This is a genomic window from Kutzneria sp. NPDC051319, assembly GCF_040682195.1.
Classification (GTDB): Bacteria; Actinomycetota; Actinomycetes; order Mycobacteriales; family Pseudonocardiaceae; genus Kutzneria.
Genome location: NZ_JBFBAM010000082.1, coordinates 19,052 through 40,779, shown reverse-complemented (window position 1 = coordinate 40,779; position 21,728 = coordinate 19,052). Strand labels below are relative to the sequence as shown.

The window sequence follows — 21,728 nt, the reverse complement described above, 5'->3', positions numbered from 1 at the left end:
CCCGTGCTACCCGCAAGAAGAGCACGAAGACCACGAGCCGCACGACCACAGGTCGGAAGACAACCAAGACCCAAGCCACACGTTAAAACTCAAGGGCGTCCTTCCCTGCATGAAGTCCTCAGTCGAGGGGGAGTTTCAGGAGGGCGTTTTCGAGGAGTTCGGGCATGGCGGGGTGGATCCAGTACTGGCCGCGGGTCAGGTCCCGGGCGCTGATGCCGAAGCTCATGGCCTGGATGACCAGCTGGATCAGGGTCGGCGCCTGCGGGCCGATGATGTGCGCGCCGAGCAGCTGCCCGGTGGCGGGGTCGGCGATGACCTTGGCGAAGCCGGTGGTGTCCTCCATGGCCCAGCCGTAGGCGATGTCGCCGTAGTCCTGACTGGCCGTCACATAACGGATGCCGCGCTCCCGGGCCTGCTGCTCGGTCAGGCCGACGGAGCCGATCTGCGGCGAGGAGAACACGCCGTGCGGCACGAAACGGTGGTCGGCGTCGATCTGCTCGTCGGGGTGGAGCAGGTTGTGCTGCACGACCCGGGCCTCGTGGTTGGCCACGTGCTTGAGCTGGTAATCGGAGCTGACGTCGCCCAGCGCCCAGATGCCGTCGACCGCGGTCCGCTGCTTGTCGTCCACGACGGCCCGGCCGTCGCGGTGCAGGGTGACGCCGGTGGCCTCGACGTTGAGCAGGTCGGTGTTGGGGATCCGGCCCACGGCGGCCAGCAGCACGTCGCCCTCGACGACCTCGGCGCCGCGCGGCGTCTCCAGGTGCAGGCGGATCGTGCCGTCGACCTTCTCGACGCGGACGGCCTTGGAGTACAGGCGCACGTCCCACTTCTTCGAGGCCAGCTCGGTGAAGCGGGTGGCGACGTCCTCGTCCTCGGCCCGCAGCAGCACGCCGGAGCGGGCGACCAGCGTCACCTCGACGCCGAAGGAGGCGAAGACGTGGGCGAACTCGGTGGCCACGAAACCGCTGCCCAGCACGATCATGCGGCGGGGCAGCTCGTCGAGGCGCATCACGTCCTCGTTGGTGAGGAAGCCGACGTCCTCGATGCCGGCCACGTCCGGCACGATCGGCCGCGAGCCGGCGGCGATCACGAACCGGTCGGCGGTGATGGTCTCGCCCGTACCCGTGTCGAGGGTCTTGGGGCCGACGAAGTGGGCCTGGCCCTCGTACACGGTGACGTTGGCGTTGCCCTCCATCCGCCAGCGGCGTCCGCCGGCGGCGATGGGGTCGATCCGGCCGAAGACCCGGTCCCGGATCTCGGGCCAGCGCACGCCGAGCAGCTGCTCGTCCACGCCCAGCCGCGCGGCGCCGGCCGGCGTGGCCGCCACGTCCGCAGTGTGCACGAACATCTTGGTGGGGATGCACCCCACGTTCAGGCACGTGCCGCCGAACACGCCCTTCTCGACGATCGCCACGTCCCAGTCGCCGAAGCGCTCGTCGACGATCGAGTTGCCGGATCCGGTGCCGATTACCACCAAGTCGAAGTGCCGCACATACCCATCAAACAGGACGGGAGGCCGGAGGATTCCCCCGGCCACCCTCGGCGTAAGGGATTCGTCAGTGTGAGTAGACCGGCGTGATGATCGCCCGGGCCAGCGTGTGGAAGGCCAGGTTGAAGCTGACGAACGCGGGCGAGGCGTCCGCCGTGACCCCCAGCTGCTCGACGTCGACGGCGTGCACGACGAAGTAGTAGCGGTGCACCTGGTCGCCCTGCGGCGGGGCCGCGCCGCCGTAGTTGGCGGTGCCGTAGTCGGTCCGGGTGTGGAAGGCGCCGGCCGGCAGCGAGTCGTCGCCCGCGCCCGCGCCGGTGGGCAGCTCCGTCACCGAAGCGGGGATGTCGACCACGAGCCAGTGCCAGAAGCCCGACGGGGTGGGGGCGTCCGGGTCGTAGCAGGTCACCACGAAGCTCTTGGTCTCCGCGGGGAAGCCGGCCCAGCTCAGCTGGGGCGAGATGTTGTCGCCGCTGACGCCGAAGCTGTTGAACACCTGGGCGTTGGGCAACTGCTGGCCGTCCGTGACGTCCTTCGAGGTGACCTCGAACGAGCCGACCGCGGGAAGCAGCTCGTAGGGGTCCGGTGCGACGGGACGATCGAGACTCATGGTGTGGCCTCCGTGACGCGGGGTTGTCGTCACCAACCCTAGTCCCGTCATTTCCCGCCAGCCTGTCGACGCGGAGCAACCTCGACACCCGATGAGGCGTCCCCAATTCGAGTGATTCTCACTTCGGGGTGGAAGGTTCTGTCACGTGCGTGTTGGTCTTGCGGCGGTTGCCGCCATTGTCACGGTGTGTCTGCTGGCCGGCTGTGAAGCCGGCACCGACCGTTCGATCGCGGACATGACGCCTGGCACCACGAGTAGCACTCCGACTCCGACGAGTAGCAGCGTGACGGCGACCACGACGACCCCGCCCCCGGCCGCCCAGCCGTATCCGTTCGGCACGGAGCAGGCCAAGGCCCCGGCCACGGTCGGCGGGAAGGCGCCGGTGGTGCGGCACATCGACACCGGCGGCAAGCCGTACGTGTTCATCACCATCGACGACGGCGCCGTGCAGGACCCGCACGCGCTGGACCTGATCAAGCAGTCCGGCGCGCGGCCCACGTTGTTCCTCAACGAGAACTACGTGAAGGGGCACGAGGACTACTTCAAGCAGTTGCAGGACAAGGACGATCTGGTCATCGGCAACCACACGGTGAACCACCCGGACCTGTCCAAGATGTCGTACGCGGCGCAGCGCAAGGAGATCTGCGACGACTCCGACGCCTTCGTCAAGGCCTTCGGCCACCGCCCGACCCTGTTCCGGCCGCCGTTCGGCAACTTCAACGCCGAGACCCAGCGCGCAGCCGCCGACTGCGGCCTCAAGGCCCTCGTGATGTGGACCGCCGCGGTCAACGACGGCGTAGTCCAGTTCCAGGGCGGCAACAAGCTCAAGGCCGGCGACATCGTGCTCATGCACTTCCGCAAGACCTTCGTGCAGGACTACACGGCGTTCGTCAACCGGGCCAGGCAGGACGGCCTCACCCCGGCCCCGCTGCCGGACTGGCTGGCGTGATCAGGCCTCGCGTGACGGCCTGAGCACGGCGAAGGCCTCGGCCATCAGCGCCGCCGGGTCGGCGGCCGGGTCGGCCAGCCACTGCCGACAGACGACGTCGAACACGGCCAGGGCGGCGCTGGCCAGCACGTCGGCCTCCAGTGCGGGGGCCGACCGACCGCGCAGGGCGTCGACGAGCAGCCTGCGCCAGCGGTCCTGCTTGTCCTGGTGTCGGGCCCGCAGGGTCGGCGTGTCGTGGATGAGGCGGAGCAGCGCCATGGCCTCGTCGCTGCGGTGCAGCATGGGGCCGAGCAGCACCGCGCAGGCGGCGTGCAGCGCCGTCCATGGCGGCTCCTCGGCCGGGCGGGCCGTGACGGCGGCGGCCAGTTCCTCGCCGAGGTCGTAGAGCAGGCCGAAAACGGCGTCTTCCTTGCTGGGGAAGTAGCGGAAGAAGCTGCGTCGGGACAGGCCGGCCGCCTCGGCGATCTCGTCCACCGTGGTCTGCTCGAAGCCGCGCCGGACGAACAGGGCGAAGGCGGTCTCGGCGATCTCGGTGCGCATCGCCAGCCGGGCCCGTGCCCGCAACCCCTCCGTCATGTCCCCTCCCGCATGACCCTGAGTGTAACGGAGGGCATCGGATGACACGGGTGGCACCGAGTGTCATACTCGGGGGACACACGCCCCCCGCACCAGGAGAGCACGGATGGCACAGCACTGGACCGAAGCGGACATCCCCGACCAGACTGGCCGCACCGCGCTGGTCACCGGCGGCAACACCGGCCTCGGGTTCCTGGAGGCCCTGAACCTGGCCAAGCGCGGCGCGCACGTCTACGTCGCCGCCCGCAACCCCGAGCGCGGGCAGGCGGCCCTGGCCAAGCTGCGCCAGCAGGCCCCGCCCGAGAACCTGGAGCTGGTGTCGCTGGACCTGGCCGACCTGGACTCCGTGCGCAAGCTCGCCACCGAGCTGCCGGCCCTGGACCTGCTGCTGAACAACGCCGGTGTGATGGCCGTGCCCCGCCGGCACACCACCAAGCAGGGTTTCGAGCTCCAGCTGGGCACCAACCACCTCGGCCACTTCGCGCTGACCGGGTTGCTGCTGCCGGGGCTGCTGTCCAAGCCCGGCAGCCGGGTCGTCTCGGTCAGCAGCATCGCCGCCCGGATGGGGCGGATCAACTTCGACGACCTCCAGCTGGAGCGGGGCTACGGCGCCAACGTGGCGTACAGCCAGTCGAAGCTGGCCAACTCGATCTTCGCGGTGGAGCTCGACCGTCGGCTCCGGGCCGTCGGCGCGGACGTCGCCAGCATCGGCGCCCACCCCGGCTACAGCGCCACGGAGCTCCAGTACAGCGGCCCGCAGCTGGGCGGCGGCGGCCTGTACGCGCAGTTCATGAAGATCGTCACGCCCCTCATCGCGCAGCCGGCCGCCCGCGGCGCGCTGCCGATCCTGCGGGCGGCGGTCGACCCCAACGCCAGGGGCGGCGAGTACTACGGCCCCAACGGCCCCGGCAACGTCCGCGGCTACCCCGTCGCCCAGTCCTTCCTGAAGCCGGCCTACGACCCCGAGGTCGGCCGCCGCCTCTGGGAAGTCTCCGCCGACCTCACCGACGTCACCTACCCCGAACTCTCCTGACACCGCGAGTCCCGCTCTGGGGCAAGCATGTGTCGAGTTTCGGAACTCGACACATAGCTGCCTGAGAGCGGGACTCGCGGTTTAGCGGCAGAGGATCTGAGTGTGGGCGGCCTGGAGGTCGGCTGCTGTTCCCTCGCCCTTGGTGCGCCAGCCGACAAAGCCGTCGGGGCGGACGAGGACGGCGCCGGATTCGTCGATGCCGGCGGCGGAGGCCCAGCCGGTTACGGGGTGGGCCGGGAGGTCCAAGGCTGAGGCGGCGGAGAGCCAGCCGGCGGCGTTGGCGCCGGTGATGAGGGTGAAGCCGTCGACCAGGTCCAAAGTGGACGTTCCCGGCGACACCCACAGGTGGGGGATGCGGCTGCCGGGGGAGCCGTCGAGCGTGAGGTCTTCCATGGAGGGCAACGGTTCCGGGTCGATGACGGCGGCGGAGTCGTAGCGGTAGCCGGCGATCACCACGGTCGCGTTGGCCATGCCGACGGCGGCCCGCTCGGCGGCCCGGGCCGGGCTGAGATCCCAGTGCAGTTCCCGGTGTTCGCCGCGGATCAGGGACTGCTCCATGACGAACTGGGCCACCGGCTTGCGTTCCTGCTCGTACGTGTCGAGCAGCGCATCCCCGCCAACAGCCAGCTTCCACGCCAGGTTGTGGCCGTCGGCGACCCCCGTGTTCAGGCCGAAACCACCGGTCGGCGGCACCACGTGGGCGGCGTCGCCGATGAGGAACACGTTGCCCTGCCGGAACTTCTCCGCCACGCGCGCCGTGGAGGCCCACGGCAGCAGGCTGATCACGTCCACGTCGAGGTCGGAAACCCCAGTGGCGGCGCGGATCCGCCGCTGGAACTCCTCGACCGGCATCGCGGGGTCGCCGCCGGGCACGTGGAATATCCACCGGTCGCCGTCGTCGACCTTCATCAGGATCCCGGTTGACTCCTCGTTGCGCAGCACGGTCATCGAGTACTCGGGCACCGGCAGACCGGCGGCCCGGAACAGCACGTTGAGCATGTGGCCGCCCAGCACGCCTGGGCCGGTCGTGCCGATGCCGAGCAGCTCCCGGACCCGGCTGCGCGCGCCGTCGGCGGCGATCACGTAGTCGGCCTCCACGGTCTCGCCCGACGCCGTGGTCACGTAGCCGTCGCCGACGGCCACCACCTCGGCGCCGAAGTCGACCCGCCCGCCGAGGCTTCGGACCAGCTCCAGCGCCGCCCGGTCGATGTGGTGCTGTGGGCAGCCACGGGAGGCCGCCGGCCCGATCTCGGGCAGCTGGATGTGGCCGCTGACCTCGGTGAGCTTGGTCAGGCTGGGGCCGGTGGCCACGCCCGGCTTCCGGTCGTCGACCTCGAATTCGATGCCGGCCCAGCGGGCGATCTCGGCCGACCGCGGGTTCAGGCCGAAGGCCCGCGGGTGGTCCGACACCGCCGCCCGGCGCTCCAGCACCCGCACCGAAACGCCCTGCCGGGCCAGGAAAACGGCGGTGCACAGGCCGACCGTGCCACCCCCGACGATCACTGCGTCCATGGTCTCTCTCCCTCATCTGGGAACGTCGTTCCCGACTTGGAAACACTGTACCCACTTAGTAGGGTGAGCGCCATGGCCCCACCGTTCACGCTGGTCTGGACGCGACTCACGGAGCAGCGCAGGCGTACCGCGCTGAGCGTCGAGCAGATCGTCGCCGTCGCGATCCGGATCGCCGACGCCGAGGGCACGCCGGCGCTGACCATGCGCCGGGTGGCGACCGAGGCCGGCACCGGCACCACCTCGCTCTACCGCTACGTCACCAACAAGGACGAGCTGCTGGAGCTGATGGTCGACGCCGTGCAGGGCGAGGGCGAGCTGCCGACGGAACCCTCCGGCGACTGGCGGGCCGATCTGACCCTGGTCGCCGACGGCATGCGGGCCTCGATGCTGCGCCACCCGTGGCTGGCCACCGAGCTGCGCAGCCGGCCGTCGCTGGGCCCGAACGCCTTGCGCCGCTCCGACTTCGCCCTCGCCGCGGCCGGCGGCGCGACCGCCGACATCACCGTCGCCTCGGCCCTGCTGGGGACGGTGGCCAACTACGTGCACGGGGCGGTGCTGGCCGAGCTGTCGGAGCGGGAAGACGTGCGCAGCACGGGAATGACCCAGGACGAGTGGCGCAATGCGGTGTCGCCGTACGTGCGGAAGGTCATCATCGACAGCGGGGACTACCCGTGGGTGGCGCGCCGCATCTTCGAGGCCGAGGACTTCAGCCACGACCAGCAGTTCGCCTTCGGACTGGACTGTGTGTTGGCGGGCATAGAAAAACGCGTGGCCCGCTGAGGAACAGCGGGCCACGCGATCATTCAATTCGTCTGGCCGAAGGCGGTTCGGTCAGGCGCTCAGCACCGGCGCGTTCACCGGTTGCAGGGCGATGTCCAGCACCTCGCGCACGTCGGCCACCAGGTGCACCTCCAGCTGCTCACGAACCGAGGCCGGGACGTCGTCCAGATCGGGCTCGTTCCGCTTGGGCAGCAACACCGTGGTGATGCCGGCCCGGTGCGCCGCCAGCAGCTTCTGCTTGACGCCGCCGATGGGCAGCACCCGTCCGGTCAGCGACACCTCGCCGGTCATGGCCACGTCCGAGCGGACGGGCCGGCCCGACAGCAGCGACGCCAGCGCGGTGGTCATGGTGACACCGGCGCTCGGGCCGTCCTTCGGCACCGCGCCGGCCGGCACGTGGACGTGCACGCCGCGGTCCTTCAGGTCGCCCACCGGCAGCTCCAGCTCGGCCCCGTGGGAACGGAGGTAGCTCAGCGCGATGTGCGCCGACTCCTTCATCACGTCGCCCAGCTGCCCGGTCAGCGACACCCCGGTTGAGCCCGTCTCCGGGTCGGCCAGCGAGGCCTCCACGAAGAGAACGTCACCGCCGACGCCGGTGACCGCGAGACCGGTGGCCACACCGGGAACCGATGTGCGCTCGGCCGACTCCGGTGTGTGCCGCGGCCGTCCGAGGAAGTCGGGCAGGTTGGCGTCGCTGACGGTCAGCGGCAGCTTGGTCTCGTCCACGGCCGCCTTGCGCAGCACGCGGGCGATGGACCGCTCCAGGTCGCGGACCCCGGCCTCCCGGGTGTACTCCGCGGCCAGCCGGCGCAGCGCCTCGTCCGTGACGGTCACGTCGTCGGTGGTCAGACCGGCGCGCTCCAGCTGGCGGGCCAGCAGGTGGTCGCGGGCGATGGTGACCTTCTCGTCCTCGGTGTAGCCGTCCAGCCGGACCAGCTCCATGCGGTCCAGCAGCGGGCCGGGGATGGAGTCCAGCATGTTGGCCGTGGCCAGGAACAGCACGTCCGACAGGTCCAGCTCGACCTCCAGGTAGTGGTCCCGGAACGTGTGGTTCTGCGCCGGGTCCAGCACCTCCAGCAGGGCCGCCGTCGGGTCGCCGCGGTAGTCGGAGCCGACCTTGTCGACCTCGTCCAGCAGCACGACCGGGTTCATCGAGCCGGCCTCCTTGATGGCCCGCACGATGCGGCCGGGCAGCGCGCCAACGTAGGTGCGCCGGTGGCCTCGGATCTCGGCCTCGTCCCGCACGCCGCCCAGGGCGACCCGGACGAACTTGCGGCCCATGGACCGCGCGACCGACTCACCCAGCGACGTCTTGCCGACGCCGGGTGGGCCGACCAGTGCGAGCACGGCGCCGCTGCGCCGGCCGCCGACGACACCGAGGCCCTTGTCGGCCCGGCGCCGCCGCACCGCGAGGTGCTCGATGATGCGGTCCTTCACGTCGTCCAGGCCCGCGTGGTCGGCGTCCAGCACCGCCCGCGCGCCCGTGATGTCGTAGGCGTCCTCGGTCCGCTCGTTCCACGGGATGTCGAGGACCGTGTCCAGCCAGGTGCGGATCCAGCTGACCTCGGGCGACTGCTCGGAGGTCCGCTCCAGCTTGTCCACCTCGGTCAGCGCGGCGTCGCGCACCTTCTCCGGCAGGTCGGCGGCCTCCACCCGGGCCCGGTAGTCCTGCTCCTCGGAGGCCGGCTTGCCGTCCAGCTCGGCCAGCTCCTTGCGGATGGCCGACAGCTGCTGGCGCAGCAGGAACTCGCGCTGCTGCTTCTCCATGCCCTCCTTGACGTCCTTGCGGATCGTCTCGGCCACGTCCAGCTCGGCCATGTGCTCACGGCCCCAGGCCAGCAGCTTCTCCAGCCGCTCGCGGACGTCCGCGGTCTCCAGCAGCCAGATCTTCTGCTCGTCGGTGATGTACGAGGCGTAGCCGGCCAGGTCGGCCAGCGCCGACGGGTCGTCGACGCCCTGCACCGAGTCGACCACCTGCCACGCGCCCCGCTGCTGCAGGATCGAGGTGACCAGGGTGCGGTACTCCTTGGCCAGCTCGCGGGTGCTCTCGTCGACCGGCGGTTCGTCCTGGACCACGGCCTCGACCCACAGGGCCGCGCCGGGTCCGGTCGTGCCGGTGCCGATCTTCACGCGGTCGGTGCCCCGCACCACGGCCGCGCGCTCGCCGCCGGGCAGGCGGCCGATCTGGGTGATCACGCCCAGCGTGCCCACCTTGGCGTACTTGCCCTCCAGGCGGGGAACCAGCAACACCTTCGACCCGGTGTCGCCGGCCTGCGCGGCCTCGACGGCCGCGCGGATCTCCGCGTCGGCGAGCTTGACCGGCACCACCATGCCGGGCAGCACGACCACGTCGTCCAGCGGGAGCACCGGGAGTGCCAGTGTTTCGCTCACGTCATCCTCCAAGGTTGAGTCGTACTGGCTCAACCAACTGGAGCCGGGAAGTGTTCCCGACCGTCTGTTCGCCGTGAGCGATCCCGGCCTTACGTCACCCTGCGTCAACTGGTTGACGGCGCGGCACACCTTGTACAACGCCCGGTGACGCGACAAAATCCCTGCGTGTTCGTGACCGCGGCGAGGTGGACAGCCGGTGACCGCGCCCCCACCATTAACACGATCGGGTGAAGTTTGGCGGAAGGGGTCGCGCGGATGCACCGTCCTCGGTGGATACCGGCCGACGTCAACCTGGACCGCCCCAATCCGGCCCGCATCCTCGACTACTTCCTGGGCGGGGCCCACAACTTCGCCGTCGACCGCGCCGCCGCCAAGAAGGCCGTGCAGGCCATGCCCGAGGTGGCCAACGGCATGCGGGCCAGCCGCTCGTTCCTGCGCCGCGCCGTCAACTGCCTGGTCGAGGCCGGTGTCGACCAGTTCCTCGACCTCGGCTCCGGCATTCCGACCGTGGGCAACGTGCACGAGATCGCCCACCGCATCGCTCCCGCCGCCCGCGTCGTGTACGTGGACAACGAGCCCATCGCCGTCGCGCACAGCCGGACCATTCTCGGCAACAACCCCCTGGTCGCGCCCGTGCGGGCCGATCTTCGGCACCCCGATTCCGTGCTCAACCTGCCCCAGGTCCGGGAGATGATCGACTTCTCCCGGCCGGTCGGCCTGATCGCCATCGCCGTCCTGCACTACCTGCCCGACGCCGACGACCCGCACGGCCTGGTCGAGGCCTACCGCGACGCCCTGGCCCCCGGCAGCTACATGGCCATCTCCCACGCCACCGTCGACTTCGTGCCGGAGGGGCAGCTCGGGGCCGTCAGCCAGGTCGAGGGCATCTACCGCCAGATCAGCGCCCAGTTGCACCCCCGCCCGTACGGCGAGGTGGCCAAGTTCTTCACCGGCCTGGAACTGCTCGACCCCGGCGTGGTCCCCGTCCGCCAGTGGCGCTCCGAGTGGAGCGACCAGAACGAGGGCAAGGTACATCTGTCCTACGGCGGCGTAGCCCGCAAGCCCTGACTTTTTTGCTACGTGAGTGGCTCATTTCGCATACAGGCGCACCTGAGCCACTCAGGTGGGGGTTCAGCGCGAAGTGAGCCACTCACGTGCGCATGAGGTGGATCTCGTGGGGCCGGGCCCAGCGGGGGACGCGCGGCATAGACTCAGCCGACCAGACGGCGGTGGGAGCGAGGAACCCGGTGGGAGTCCGGGGCGGTCGCGCCACTGTGAAAGCCAGACACTCCACCACCGGCCGTGATGTCTCTACCCGGGGCGCAGGACCCCGAGGAGGGTACGGCTGATGACTTCGCGCGTCCTGCTGCTCTCGACGGCAGACACGGACCTGTTGGCGGCCAAGGCCAGCGGGGCCGACTACACGGTCGGCAACCCGGCTCGGCTGGAGGTCGACGACCTGCCGGCGCTGCTGGCCGACGCCGACCTGGTGGTGGTGCGGCTGCTGGGCGGCCGACGGGCCTGGGAGGAGGGCCTGGCGGCGGTCCTGGCCAGCATGAAGCCGACGGTGTGCCTCGGGGGCGAGGCGACGCCGGACGCGGAGCTGATGGCGGCCTCGACGGTGCCGGCGGGCGTGGCCACGCAGGCCCTGGCCTACCTGGTCGAGGGCGGCCCGGCCAACCTGGGGCAGCTGGCCAACTTCCTGTCGGACACGGTGTTGCTGACGGGCGAGGGCTTCGAGGCGCCGGTCCGCACGCCGGTCTACGGCGTTCACGGCGAGCGCCAGCACGTGGAGGGCCGGCCGACGGTGGGCGTCGTGTTCTACCGGGCGCACGCGCTGGCCGGGAACACGGCGTTCGTGGACACGCTGGCCGACGCGGTGGAGGCGGCCGGGGCCAATGTGCTGCCGGTGTTCTGCGGCTCGCTGCGCGGCCTGGCCGCCGACGAGTCGGACGCCCTGTTGGAGGTCCTGAGCCGCTGCGACGCAGTGGTGGCGACGGTGCTCGCGGCCGGCGGGGTGGTGGCGGCGGAGGCCAGCGCGGGCGGCGACGAAGACGCCTGGGACGCGGGCGCGCTGGCGAAGCTGGACATCCCGGTGCTGCAAGGGCTTTGCCTCACGTCGTCACAGGCGGCGTGGCGGGAGTCCGACGCGGCACTGTCCCCGATGGACGCGGCGATGCAGGTGGCGATCCCGGAGTTCGATGGCCGACTGATCGGGGTTCCCTTCTCCTTCAAGGAGAACGGCCCGGACGGCATCCCGGTCTACGTGGCCGACCCGGAGCGGGCGGCCCGCGTGGCCGGCACGGCGGTGGGCCTGGCGCGGCTGCGGCACGTGCCGAACAAGGACAAGCGGGTCGCCGTCGTGCTGTCGTCGTACCCGACGAAGCACGCCCGGGTCGGCAACGCGGTCGGCCTGGACACGCCGGCCTCGGCGGTGATCCTGCTGCACCGCATGGCCGAGCAGGGCTACGACCTCGGCGGCCTCGATGTGTCCTCATTGGACGGTGACACGCTGATCCACCGGCTGATCGCGGCCGGCGGGCACGACGTGGACTGGCTGACCGAGGAGCAGATGTCCGGCGCGGCCATCAAGGTCCCGTCGGCCACCTATCGCGCGTGGTTCGACGCGCTGCCGGCCGGTTTTCGTGATGGCGTCACGCAACACTGGGGCGCGGCGCCGGGGCAGCTCTACGTCACCGACGACGAGATCTACGTGGCCTCGCTACAGTTCGGCAACGTGATGCTGATGATCCAGCCGCCGCGCGGCTTCGGCGAGAACCCGGTGGCCATCTACCACGACCCGAACCTGCCGCCCTCGCACCAGTATCTGGCCGCCTACCGCTGGCTGGACGAGGAGTTCGGCGCGCACGCGGTGCTGCACCTCGGCAAGCACGGCACGCTGGAGTGGTTGCCGGGCAAGGGATTGGGCCTGGCCGACGACTGCGCCCCGGACGCGGTGCTTGGCAGCCTGCCGCTGATCTACCCGTTCATCGTGAACGACCCGGGCGAGGGCACGCAGGCCAAGCGCCGCGCGCACGCCACCGTGGTGGACCACATGATCCCGCCGATGGCCCGCGCCGACACCTACGGCGACATGGCCAAGCTGGAGCAGCTGCTCGACGAGTACGCCACCGTGCAGGCGCTGGACCCGACCAAGCTGGCCACCGTGCGCGGCCAGATCTGGGAGCTGGTCACCAGTGCCAAGCTGCACCACGACCTGCACCAGTCCGAGGCGCCCGGCGAGGACGACTTCGACGACTTCGTCATGCACATCGACGGCTACCTGTGCGAGATCAAGGACGTGCAGATCCGGGACGGCCTGCACATCCTCGGCCGGGCCCCGGAGGGCGAGGAGCTGATCAACGACGTGCTCGCGGTGCTGCGGGCGCGGCAGGTGTTCGGCGGCAAGATCGGCGCCATCACGGGACTTCGCGCCGCGCTGGCCGTCCACTTCGGACTGGACGAGGAAGCGCTGCTGGCCGACCCCGGCATCAGGGTGGTGACCACCGGCGGACTGTCCGAACTGGTCGAGGGCCCGGCGCAGACCGGCGCCGACGTGATCGACCTGCTGGAGGAGCTGGCCCGCCGGCTGGTGACCGGCGTGCACGACAACGGCTGGGTCACCGACGGCATCACGGAAACCGTGCTGGGGGAACGGGTCGAGGCCGTGGCGGCGGTGCTCGGCTTCGCCTGCGACGAGGTGGTGCCGCGGCTGGCGCGGACCACCGACGAGATCCGCAACGTGCTGCGGGCCCTGGACGGCCGGTTCATCGAGCCGGGTCCGTCCGGATCCCCGACCCGCGGCCTGGTCTCGGTGCTGCCCACCGGCCGCAACTTCTATTCCGTCGACCCCAAGGCGATCCCGTCCCGCAACGCCTTCGACGTCGGCTCGGCGTTGGCCGATTCGTTGCTGGACCGGCACCGCGCCGACACCGGGGAGTGGCCGCGCAGCGTCGGCCTCACGGTGTGGGGCACCTCGGCGATGCGCACGCAGGGCGACGACATCGCGGAACTGCTGTGGCTGCTGGGAACCCGGCCGGTGTGGGACGACGCGTCGCGCCGGGTCACCGGCTTCGAGATCGTGCCGGTTCCGGAACTGGGGCGTCCCCGGATCGATGTGGTGGTGCGGATATCCGGCTTCTTCCGCGACGCCTTCCCGCACGTGGTGGCCGTGCTGGACGACGCCGTCGCGGCGGTGGCCCGGCTCGATGAGTCCGACGAGGACAACTACGTGGCCGCCCACTTCCGCCGAGACTTGGAAGAACACGGCGACGAGCGTCGGGCCACCACAAGGATCTTCGGCTCCAAGCCCGGCGCCTACGGGGCCGGCCTGCTGCCGCTGATCGACTCCCGGAACTGGCGCGACGACGCCGATCTGGCCGAGGTCTACGCCACCTGGGGCGGCTACGCCTACGGCCGCGGCCTCGACGGCGCGCAGGCCCGTGACGACATGGAGACTGCATACCGCAGGATCCAGGTGGCGGCCAAGAACGTCGACACGCGTGAGCACGACATCGCCGATTCGGACGACTATTTCCAGTACCACGGCGGCATGGTGGCCATGGTGCGCTCGCTGACCGGCGACAACCCGGCGGCCTACGTCGGCGACTCGGCGGTGCCGCACGCGGTCCGCACGCGCACGCTCGGCGAGGAGACCAAGCGGGTGTTCCGGGCCCGGGTTGTCAACCCCCGCTGGATCTCGGCCATGCGTCGACATGGTTACAAAGGGGCATTCGAGCTGGCGGCCACTGTGGACTATCTGTTCGGTTTCGATGCCACGGCCGGGGTTGTCGACGACTGGATGTACGCGCAACTCGCCGAATCCTACGTTTTTGACAAGGAAGTCCAGGACTTCATGCGCAAGTCCAACCCCTGGGCGCTGCGCGGCGTGACCGAGCGCCTGTTGGAAGCAGCCGATCGGGGACTGTGGTCGCAACCGGACGAGACCGTTCTCGACCAACTGCGCACGGTCTATCTGGAACTGGAAGGCCAGTTGGAGGAATAACCCGCGCCGTTTGACCCCAGACCGGTGACTTCACGCGCATTTCCGCGCCGAAGGTCCTTTAATGACAGGTAGCGCACAACGGGTTCGCCGCCGCGGAGACGATGCCGCGGCGGTGAACCCGGGGGCCGTCGGCGCCGTACCTGATAGCGCGCCGACCGGTCCGTCACTGGGGAAGGGGGTGCGCCGTGCGGGTGGAGTTGGTGGTGTTGTCCGCGATCGCCGGCGGCGGCCTCCTGCTGGGCTGGTGGCTCACCTCGCCCAGGTTCATCGGCCTCCTGGCGGCCCGCCGGCTGCGCCGGCTCAAGGCGGTGGCCCGCTCGCTGTCGCCGATGCTGACCGACGACCCCGACCCGATGGCCAACGTCGTCGTGATCAACCGGGCCGAGTCGACACCGGTTCCGGCCCAGCGCAGCGCCGAGCTGCCGCCGGGGGACACGATCGACACGCTGACCCAGCCGATCGTCAACTGAACCAAGGAAAGAACAGCTCAGGCCCGGGTCAGCTCAGACGCAGGGCCGAGTTCAGGCAGTCCAGCGCCGAGCTCTGCCGGCTGGCGTCGGCGAGGTCGAACGGTCCACTCCAGAACAGACCGAGCTGATAGGCCTGGTTGCGGGTCCTCCACACGGCCAGCGCGTTGCGCACGGTGAAGGACGTGTAGGTCGACGAGGGCGCGACCTCGTTGAGCGCCACCAGGTTCCGGACGAAGATCCCCTTGAACTGGGTCTGGTCCACATCGCATCGCTGAGCCTCACACGGCTCATGAAGCACACCGTTCCCATCGGTGAGCTTCGTCATCGCGGCGTTGGCGATGGAGGTGGCCGACTGCAACAGGTCCCGGCGCCCGGTGAGCCGGTACAGATCGGCAAGACCACCCAGGACCACACCCTGGTTGTAGGTCCACGTGGTACGCCCGTTGTTCTTGCAGTCGTCGGTCAGACCGTCGTTGACCAGACCCTGAGCATTGATCATGTCGGTGTGGGCGAACCAGTCCCACTCCAGCAGCGCCCACTGCTTGTAGTTGGCCGCCGCCGGCCCAGCGGTGCGCAGCGCCAGCGCTGCGGCCAGCGACAGGAACAGCTCGTTGGGAATCGCGTTCTTGTAGTCCCGGTTGCGTGACCACCAGATGCCGCCGCCGCAGGTCAGGTCCCAGCCGCCGGCCATGTCGGTGAACAGCGACTCGGCCGCCACCAGGTAGCGCTTCTCGCCGGTCTGGTCGTAGGCCTGCAGCCAGGTCAGGCCCCACCAGCCCTCGTCGTCGTAGTAGTCGTTCCGGAACGAGGTGCCGATGTTCTGGTCGTAGGTGTTGGCCGCGCGCTTCTCGCCAAGGTCGTTGCCGAGCAGACTGGAGGCGACCAGCTGGGCCTGCAGCGCGTTGGCCGAGTTCCACCAGTTCGTCGTGCGGTAGCGGCCGTCGTCCGGGTTGTACCAGTGGTCCAGTGTCGCGGACGCCTCAGTGATCCACTTGATGGCGGGCGACGGCGCCGTCGGCGCCGCCTGCGCGGTGACAGGCAGCGCCGACAGCGCGACGCAGAGCAGCGCACCGAGACGTGACAACATGGCCCTGATCGTGACAGATCAAGATCGGAAGGCCGCGGCGACTCCGAGGAACAGGTCGTTGCCGTCGACCTCGCCGATGGAGATCCGCGCCCCCTCGCCGGCGAACGGCCGCACCATCACGCCCTTGGCCTGCGCGAGCTCCGCGAACTCGGTGGTCCGCTCGCCCAGCCGCAGCCACACGAAGTTGCCCTGCGAGTCCGGCACCGTCCAGCCCTGGTCGCGCAGCGCGTCCAGCACCCGCCCGCGCTCCTTGGTGATGTGCTCGACCCGCTCGAACAGCTCGGCCTCGGCCGCCAGCGACGCGATCGCGGCGTCCTGCGCGAGCTGGCTCACGCCGAACGGCACGGCCATCTTGCGCAGCGCGTCGGCCACCGGCTCGTGCGCCACGGCGTACCCGACGCGCAGCCCGGCCAGGCCGTAGGCCTTGGAGAAGGTCCGCAGCACGGCCACGTTCGGGCGGTCGCGGTAGACCTCCAGGCCGTCCGGCACCTCGGGGTCGCGCACGAACTCGCGGTACGCCTCGTCGATCAGCACCAGCACGTCGCTTGGCACCCGGTCCAGGAACGCCTCCAGCTCCGCGCGCCGGATCGCGGTGCCGGTGGGGTTGTTGGGGTTGCACAGGATGATCAGCCGGGTCCGGTCGCTGACCGCCGCGGCGATCGCGTCCAGGTCCTGGTGCTCGTCCGGGGTCAGCGGCACCTCGACCGGGTGCGCGCCGACCATCTTGGTGATGATCGGGTACGCCTCGAACGACCGCCACGGGTAGATGACCTGGTCGCGGTCGTCGCACACGGCCTGCAGCACCTGCTGGATCACGCCGACGCCGCCGGTGCCGGTGGCCACGCGCGCCTCCGGCACGCCCAGCCGCGCGGCGATGGCCGGGATCAGGGCCGAGCAGCCCATGTCCGGGTACCGGTTGTGCGAGCGCAGCGCCCGCTCCATGGCCTCGACCACGCCGGGCAGCGGGTCGTGCGGGTTCTCGTTCGACGAGAGCTTGAACGCCGGGGCGCCGTCCGCGCCGACGGCCGGCTTGCCCGGCTTGTAGGTCGGAATGTCGTCCAGCGCGACGCGCAGCTTGGGTCCGGTGCTCATGGCCCTCACTCTACGAGCCGGTCTCGTGAGTGGAGACCCTCCAACCAGTCGACGGTCTCGGAAAGGGCGCGCTCCCGGACCGCCTCGGGCGACAGGAACAGGTCGTGCATGCCGCCCTCGACCGACACCACAGTCACGTGCGGGCCGATCTTGGAGGCCCACTTCTGCATGTGGGTCACGTCCAGCACGGTGTCGGCGCGCATCGCCTCCGGGCTCCACGCCTTGGTCTTGAGCAGGCTGTGCGAGGACCGCAGCAGCAGCACCGGCACCCGCACGTCCAGCCCGCGGTGCAGCCGGGCGTGCTGGCGGCGGATCGTGCGCAGCCAGCCGGCCCGCACCGGGAACCCGTTGGTGGGCTTCCAGTCGGTGTTGAAGTCCCACTCGCCGTTGTTGTCCCGGTGCAGGCTCAGGCCGTAGGGGCTCTCCAAGCCCTTCTGCACCACGGCGGTCGGGCTGACCCGGCCCAGCACGTCGACCACCCGGGTGCCGACGGTGCGCAGGAACCAGCCCTCGGCCAGGTCCATCCACGGGCTGTTGAGCACCAGCGCGTCCACCACGTTGTCGTCGCGCCGCTCGTGGGCCCACATGATGGAGATCAGCCCGCCGGTGGAGTGGCCCATCAACGTCAGCCGGGAGTGGCCGTCCTCGTCGTGGATGATGCGCGCCGCCGCGTCCAGCTCCTCGAAGTGGAAATTGAGGTCGGTGACGAAGTTGGGCAGCTGCCCCGGTTGCAGCGACCGGCCGTAGGCCCTGAGGTCCACGGCGTAGAAGTCGTAGCCGCGGGCCGCGAAGTGCTCGGCGACGTGGGTCTGGAAGAAGTAGTCGGTGAAGCCGTGCACGTAGAGCAGGGCCCCGTTCACGGGCTTGCCCGCGTTCACGCCCTTGGGCCGATACCGGACCAGGTGGGCGACATTGTCGCCACCCGGTCCGGCGCCCGCCGGCAGTGCGCCGAGCGGGAGCGTCAACACCTCGTAGTCGTCACCGAGCACATCGCGTTCCACGCCCGACAGTATCGGCCATGAGCTGGCTAAACCGGCCTCACGGCGAGCGGCAGCTTGGTCACGGCGACCATGGCGAACGGGTTGCGCTCCTCGACCCCGTCCTCGACCACCTGGATGTCGGCGTAGCGCTCGAACATGATCTTCAACGCCACCCTGGCCTCCAGCCGGGCCAAGGGCGCGCCGAGGCAGACGTGGATGCCCCGGCCGAACGAGGCGTGGTGGTTGGGGTCCCGGTGCAGGTCGAAGGCGTTCGGGTTCGGGTAGACCCGCTCGTCCCGGTTGGCCGCGGTCAGCATCGGCAGCACCATCTGCTTGGCCGGGATGGTGACGCCGCCGAGCACGGTCTCCTCGTGGGTCATCCGGGCCACCCGCGGGAACGGCGTGCGCAGCCGCAGTACCTCCTCGATCGCCGCCGGCAGCAGCGACAGGTCCCGGCGGACCTCGGCGATGGCGTCCTGGTTCTCGTGGAACGTCAGGATGCTGTTGCCCAGGGTGGCCGTGGTGGTGATGTGGCCGGCCAGCAGCAGCAGGCCGACGAAGCCGATGATCTCGGTGTCGTCGAGCTTCTTGCCGTCCTCCTCGACCAGGGTGAGCTGGCTGGTCAGGTCGTCGCCCGGGTTGCGGCGGCGGTCCTTGATGAACTCCAGGAAGTACTCGTTCATCTCGCGCATCACCGGCACGACCTGGGCGGTGAGCTCCTCGCGGATCTGCGCGATCGGCTTGTCCCGCGGGATGTCCCGGTCCAGCAGGCTGCTGGCCCAGCGGCGGAACACCGCCTGGTCGGACAGCGGGATGCCGAGCAGGTTGGCGATGACGATCACCGGCAGCGGATAGGCCAGCGCGTCGACCAGGTCGAACTCGGTGCCGGCGGCGTCGAGCAGCTCGTGGGTCAGCCGGTCGATGGCCGGCTCCATGTCGGCCACGAACCTCGGCGTGAAGGCCCGGCTGACCATGCCCCGCAGCTGCTTGTGCCGCGGGTCGTCCATCTGGACGAAGTTGCCCTTCTGGAACAAGGCGAAGTCGTCCTGCGACGGCACCAGCTCGGACAGGTCCGAGCCGAACACGCGCGCGTTGTGCAGCACCTCGTTGACCTCGGGCTGGCCCAGCACCATCCAGGACTGCGACCGCTCGTCGTACATGACCTGGCCCTGCGCCCGCAGGCCCTCCAGGTAGTCAAGGAAGTCCTGGAGGGTGGGCTTCGCGGTGGTGGTCATGGGAAATCCCCCTAGCTTTGAAGTTGTGTGCTCAGTCCTCCGGCGAGCTGCCGTGGACCGTGGCCGCGAGTGCGTTGTGGAAGTCCGTCAGCATCGCGAGCACCTTGGGCTGCAGCGCCTCGAGCACCGCCCGGTCGGGCGGGCCGGGCGCGTGCAATGCCTCGCGGACGGTGTGGGCCAGCAGTGCCGCCGTGGCCTCGTCGTCGTGCGTGTTGTACGGCCCCAACATCGGCCCGGCCAGGTAGAACCCGGTCTGCACGGCCGACATCACGTGGCGCTGGGCCTCGATGCTCTGGTCGGTGCGGACCAGCTCGTGCTCGCGCAGCACCTGGAACAGATCGCCGAACAGATCGATCTTCACCCGGCGCAGCGGCTGCATGGCCGGGTCCAGCGCGAGGTCGCCGAGGATCTCGATGTTGCGACTGAACATGGCCCGCAGCAACGGCCGCTTCATCACGCCCAGGTAGACCAGCTGCGCCTGCTCGGCCGGCAGCATCATGATCGGGTCCTGCCGGAGCTCGTCGAGCATCTCGCCGGTCAGCTGGACCGACTCCCGCACCAGCACGCTCAGGAACAGCTCGCTGCGGTTGCGGAAGTGCAGGTAGACGGTGCCCTTGCCGATGCCGGCCTGTTTGGCCACCTCTTCGATGGTCACCCGCTTGTAGCCCCAGCGCAGGACCAGGTCGGCGGCCGCGTCGAGGATCCGCTCCCCACGCTCGTGCTGCCCCGGCATCGTCCGCCTCCTTGACTCGTGACCAGATTTCTTATCCGGTCACGAGTCACGCTAGACCCGCGCCGTCGGGCCGTCAACGCCAATCGTGTGACACCCCGGCGAGTGGGTTTCCTTGTGACGGAGGGCACTGGCCTGTTCCGTTACGGGTATGCGAATCTCCAGGTCGAGCCGCCTGACCGTGGTGGTGGCCGCCGTCTTAGTCGCCCTCGCCGCCGCCGTTCCGGCGGCCGCCACACCCCGCGTCGTCGGCGGCGAACGGGCCAGCATCGTGGAGTACCCGTGGGTCGTCTATCTGACCGACGCCACCGGGTTCCAGTTCTGCGGCGGCACCGTGGTCGCGGCCACCAAGGTGCTCACCGCGGCGCACTGCATGGCCGACCAGCGGGCGGACAACCTGCGGGCGGTCGTCGGCCGCGAGGACAAGCAGAGCACCGAGGGGCGGGTCGTCACCGCCAAGTCCATCTGGGTCTCCCCGGACTACAAGGGCGATCCGACCAGTGGCTCCGACTTCGCGGTGATCACGTTGAGCCGTCCCGTCAACGTGCCACCGCTGCCGCTGGCCAAGGACATGTCGCTGTACCAGGCCAATGCCATGGCCACGGTGCTCGGCTGGGGTCGGACCGCGGAGTCCGGCGAGGTGTCGAGGTACCTGATGATGGCTCAGGTGCCGCTGGCCGCGGCTGACGCGTGCGGCAAGTCCTATCCGGAGTTCCGCGCCACGGCGATGGTGTGCGCGGGCTACGCCCAGGGCGGCGTCGACACGTGTCAGGGCGATTCCGGTGGGCCGCTGGAGATCGGCGGGGTGCTGATCGGCATCACGTCGTTCGGCGAGGGCTGCGCTCGGCCCGGTTACTACGGCGTCTACACCCGCGTGGCGTCGTATGAGCCGGCGATCGAGGCGCAGTTGGGCGGTTCGGCGCCGCCGACCGGATTCTGACCACTCTGCTGGCCGCGGCGCCCGTCCCGGACTTTTCCGGGGCGGGCGTCGTCGTTCAGGCCAGGACCAGCCCCACCGAGATGGTCAGGAACGCGGCCGCCGACACGGCGTCCAGAGTGGTCGTGACGCCCGGCCGCTGCAGCCGCCGCGACATGCGGCCGGCGGCGAGCACGATCGTCGCCTCCCAGCACGCGGCCAGCACCAGGAAGATCACGCCCAGCACCCCGAGCTGGAGCACGGCGTCACCCGATCCGATGAATTGCGGCAGGAACGCCAGGGAGAACAGCAGCATCTTCGGGTTCATCAGGTTGGACAGGAAGCCCTGCCGGAACGGATGGGTCACGACGACCGGTTCGTCCGACTCCTGGGGGCGCGGCCTCAGCAGGCCCCGGACGATCTGCGCGGCGAGGAAGGCCAGGTAGGCGGCCCCGAGCCAGCGCAGCACCTGGAGCAACGCGGGGTAACCGGCCAGCAGCGCGCCCAGGCCCGAGACGACGAGGCCGATCTGCACCGCGCTCGCCGTGTGCACGCCGGCCAACGCCCGCAGGCCGGCCCTCGTTCCCGCCCTTAACGACGTCCTGAGCAGCAGGAACGCGTCCATGCCCGGCGTGATGACCACGACCAGGCAGGCGAGCAGGAAGGCGGGCAGGGTGGTGACGTCGAACTTCACGGCAAAACTCCGGTCCAAGCGGGGCGTCGCAGAACAAACGCCCGTCGTCAGGCGCGCTGACAGCGGATTCTTCGTACTTACGAGATTCTAACGGGAGATTTTCCGGTATTGACACGTTCGGGTGAGTGATCTCGGTCGCGGCCCACCCCGGGTTGTGGATCGGCTACGGTCTGTGGCCT

The 21,728-nt window shown here is 70.1% G+C and carries 18 protein-coding genes and 1 riboswitch; of the genes, 7 read left to right on the top strand and 11 right to left on the bottom strand.

Features of this window, described 5'->3' with window-relative positions:
* Nucleotides 1-118: 118 nt before the first annotated feature.
* Together AB0M73_RS42985 and AB0M73_RS42980 are read right to left on the bottom strand one after the other, a co-directional pair.
* Nucleotides 119-1,492, bottom strand: a complete 1,374-nt coding sequence (locus AB0M73_RS42985) for a mycothione reductase (RefSeq protein WP_363904470.1) — start codon at nt 1,490-1,492, stop codon at nt 119-121.
* A gap of 64 nt (nt 1,493-1,556) precedes the next feature.
* Nucleotides 1,557-2,099: a kinase inhibitor gene (locus AB0M73_RS42980; protein ID WP_363904467.1), complete on the bottom strand. Its 543-nt coding sequence runs from the start codon at nt 2,097-2,099 to the stop codon at nt 1,557-1,559.
* A 283-nt stretch (nt 2,100-2,382) separates the two neighbouring features.
* On the opposite strand from AB0M73_RS42980, the gene AB0M73_RS42975 reads away from it, so the two are divergent.
* Nucleotides 2,383-3,048, top strand: coding sequence for a polysaccharide deacetylase family protein (locus tag AB0M73_RS42975; protein ID WP_363904464.1), 666 nt, complete (start codon nt 2,383-2,385; stop codon nt 3,046-3,048).
* Here AB0M73_RS42975 and AB0M73_RS42970 read toward each other — a convergent pair whose 3' ends face one another.
* Nucleotides 3,049-3,624 (bottom strand): TetR family transcriptional regulator, encoded by a 576-nt coding sequence (locus AB0M73_RS42970; RefSeq protein ID WP_363904461.1) that lies wholly within the window; start codon nt 3,622-3,624, stop codon nt 3,049-3,051.
* Between the two features lie 106 nt (nt 3,625-3,730).
* On the opposite strand from AB0M73_RS42970, the gene AB0M73_RS42965 reads away from it, so the two are divergent.
* Entirely contained in the window at nt 3,731-4,657 is a 927-nt protein-coding gene (locus tag AB0M73_RS42965) for an oxidoreductase (protein ID WP_363904458.1), read from the top strand.
* 81 nt (nt 4,658-4,738) lie between these two features.
* On the opposite strand, the gene AB0M73_RS42960 is transcribed toward AB0M73_RS42965, so the two are convergent.
* Nucleotides 4,739-6,169 (bottom strand): FAD-dependent oxidoreductase, encoded by a 1,431-nt coding sequence (locus AB0M73_RS42960; protein WP_363904455.1) that lies wholly within the window; start codon nt 6,167-6,169, stop codon nt 4,739-4,741.
* A 72-nt stretch (nt 6,170-6,241) separates the two neighbouring features.
* Here AB0M73_RS42960 and AB0M73_RS42955 point away from each other — a divergent pair, with 72 nt between their 5' ends.
* Nucleotides 6,242-6,949 (top strand): TetR/AcrR family transcriptional regulator, encoded by a 708-nt coding sequence (locus tag AB0M73_RS42955; RefSeq protein WP_363904452.1) that lies wholly within the window; start codon nt 6,242-6,244, stop codon nt 6,947-6,949.
* Nucleotides 6,950-7,000: 51 nt separating this feature from the next.
* Here AB0M73_RS42955 and lon read toward each other — a convergent pair whose 3' ends face one another.
* Nucleotides 7,001-9,340 (bottom strand): endopeptidase La, encoded by a 2,340-nt coding sequence (lon, locus tag AB0M73_RS42950; RefSeq protein ID WP_363904449.1) that lies wholly within the window; start codon nt 9,338-9,340, stop codon nt 7,001-7,003.
* Nucleotides 9,341-9,595: 255 nt separating this feature from the next.
* On the opposite strand from lon, the gene AB0M73_RS42945 reads away from it, so the two are divergent.
* The 3 genes from AB0M73_RS42945 to AB0M73_RS42935 all read left to right on the top strand — a co-directional run bounded on the left by AB0M73_RS42945 (nt 9,596) and on the right by AB0M73_RS42935 (nt 14,815).
* Nucleotides 9,596-10,408: an SAM-dependent methyltransferase gene (locus AB0M73_RS42945; RefSeq protein WP_363904446.1), complete on the top strand. Its 813-nt coding sequence runs from the start codon at nt 9,596-9,598 to the stop codon at nt 10,406-10,408.
* A 142-nt stretch (nt 10,409-10,550) separates the two neighbouring features.
* Nucleotides 10,551-10,653: riboswitch (cobalamin riboswitch) on the top strand.
* Nucleotides 10,654-10,688: 35 nt separating this feature from the next.
* Nucleotides 10,689-14,345 carry a cobaltochelatase subunit CobN gene (gene cobN / locus AB0M73_RS42940; protein ID WP_363904443.1) on the top strand — a complete coding sequence of 1,219 codons (3,657 nt, stop codon included), beginning with the start codon at nt 10,689-10,691 and terminating at the stop codon, nt 14,343-14,345.
* 185 nt (nt 14,346-14,530) lie between these two features.
* Nucleotides 14,531-14,815 carry a hypothetical protein gene (locus tag AB0M73_RS42935; protein WP_363904441.1) on the top strand — a complete coding sequence of 95 codons (285 nt, stop codon included), beginning with the start codon at nt 14,531-14,533 and terminating at the stop codon, nt 14,813-14,815.
* Between the two features lie 28 nt (nt 14,816-14,843).
* On the opposite strand, the gene AB0M73_RS42930 is transcribed toward AB0M73_RS42935, so the two are convergent.
* From AB0M73_RS42930 to AB0M73_RS42910, 5 genes are read right to left on the bottom strand one after another with little or no spacing between them, the layout of a single operon-like run.
* A complete protein-coding gene (locus AB0M73_RS42930; RefSeq protein WP_363904438.1) occupies nt 14,844-15,902 on the bottom strand; it encodes a glycoside hydrolase family 76 protein in 1,059 nt (352 codons plus the stop codon).
* Between the two features lie 18 nt (nt 15,903-15,920).
* Nucleotides 15,921-16,994 (bottom strand): histidinol-phosphate transaminase, encoded by a 1,074-nt coding sequence (gene hisC / locus AB0M73_RS42925; RefSeq protein WP_363904435.1) that lies wholly within the window; start codon nt 16,992-16,994, stop codon nt 15,921-15,923.
* Nucleotides 16,995-16,999: 5 nt separating this feature from the next.
* Nucleotides 17,000-17,995, bottom strand: coding sequence for an alpha/beta hydrolase (locus AB0M73_RS42920; protein ID WP_363904432.1), 996 nt, complete (start codon nt 17,993-17,995; stop codon nt 17,000-17,002).
* 26 nt (nt 17,996-18,021) lie between these two features.
* On the bottom strand, nt 18,022-19,209 hold the full coding sequence (locus tag AB0M73_RS42915) for a cytochrome P450 (RefSeq protein ID WP_363904428.1): 1,188 nt from the start codon (nt 19,207-19,209) through the stop codon (nt 18,022-18,024).
* A 31-nt stretch (nt 19,210-19,240) separates the two neighbouring features.
* Nucleotides 19,241-19,942: a TetR/AcrR family transcriptional regulator gene (locus AB0M73_RS42910; protein ID WP_363904425.1), complete on the bottom strand. Its 702-nt coding sequence runs from the start codon at nt 19,940-19,942 to the stop codon at nt 19,241-19,243.
* Nucleotides 19,943-20,090: 148 nt separating this feature from the next.
* On the opposite strand from AB0M73_RS42910, the gene AB0M73_RS42905 reads away from it, so the two are divergent.
* A complete protein-coding gene (locus AB0M73_RS42905; RefSeq protein ID WP_363904422.1) occupies nt 20,091-20,879 on the top strand; it encodes a serine protease in 789 nt (262 codons plus the stop codon).
* Nucleotides 20,880-20,934: 55 nt separating this feature from the next.
* Here AB0M73_RS42905 and AB0M73_RS42900 read toward each other — a convergent pair whose 3' ends face one another.
* Nucleotides 20,935-21,549 carry a LysE family translocator gene (locus tag AB0M73_RS42900; protein ID WP_363904419.1) on the bottom strand — a complete coding sequence of 205 codons (615 nt, stop codon included), beginning with the start codon at nt 21,547-21,549 and terminating at the stop codon, nt 20,935-20,937.
* Nucleotides 21,550-21,728: the final 179 nt, after the last annotated feature.

Coding starts and splice junctions, on each gene's coding strand:
- AB0M73_RS42980 (WP_363904467.1), bottom strand. CDS start 2,099: ATGAGTCTCGATCGTCCCGTCGCACCGGACCCCTACGAGCTGCTTCCC.
- AB0M73_RS42970 (WP_363904461.1), bottom strand. CDS start 3,624: ATGACGGAGGGGTTGCGGGCACGGGCCCGGCTGGCGATGCGCACCGAG.
- AB0M73_RS42965 (WP_363904458.1), top strand. CDS start 3,731: ATGGCACAGCACTGGACCGAAGCGGACATCCCCGACCAGACTGGCCGC.
- AB0M73_RS42960 (WP_363904455.1), bottom strand. CDS start 6,169: ATGGACGCAGTGATCGTCGGGGGTGGCACGGTCGGCCTGTGCACCGCC.
- AB0M73_RS42955 (WP_363904452.1), top strand. CDS start 6,242: ATGGCCCCACCGTTCACGCTGGTCTGGACGCGACTCACGGAGCAGCGC.
- AB0M73_RS42945 (WP_363904446.1), top strand. CDS start 9,596: ATGCACCGTCCTCGGTGGATACCGGCCGACGTCAACCTGGACCGCCCC.
- cobN (WP_363904443.1), top strand. CDS start 10,689: ATGACTTCGCGCGTCCTGCTGCTCTCGACGGCAGACACGGACCTGTTG.
- AB0M73_RS42930 (WP_363904438.1), bottom strand. CDS start 15,902: ATGTTGTCACGTCTCGGTGCGCTGCTCTGCGTCGCGCTGTCGGCGCTG.
- hisC (WP_363904435.1), bottom strand. CDS start 16,994: ATGAGCACCGGACCCAAGCTGCGCGTCGCGCTGGACGACATTCCGACC.
- AB0M73_RS42915 (WP_363904428.1), bottom strand. CDS start 19,209: ATGACCACCACCGCGAAGCCCACCCTCCAGGACTTCCTTGACTACCTG.
- AB0M73_RS42910 (WP_363904425.1), bottom strand. CDS start 19,942: ATGCCGGGGCAGCACGAGCGTGGGGAGCGGATCCTCGACGCGGCCGCC.
- AB0M73_RS42905 (WP_363904422.1), top strand. CDS start 20,091: ATGCGAATCTCCAGGTCGAGCCGCCTGACCGTGGTGGTGGCCGCCGTC.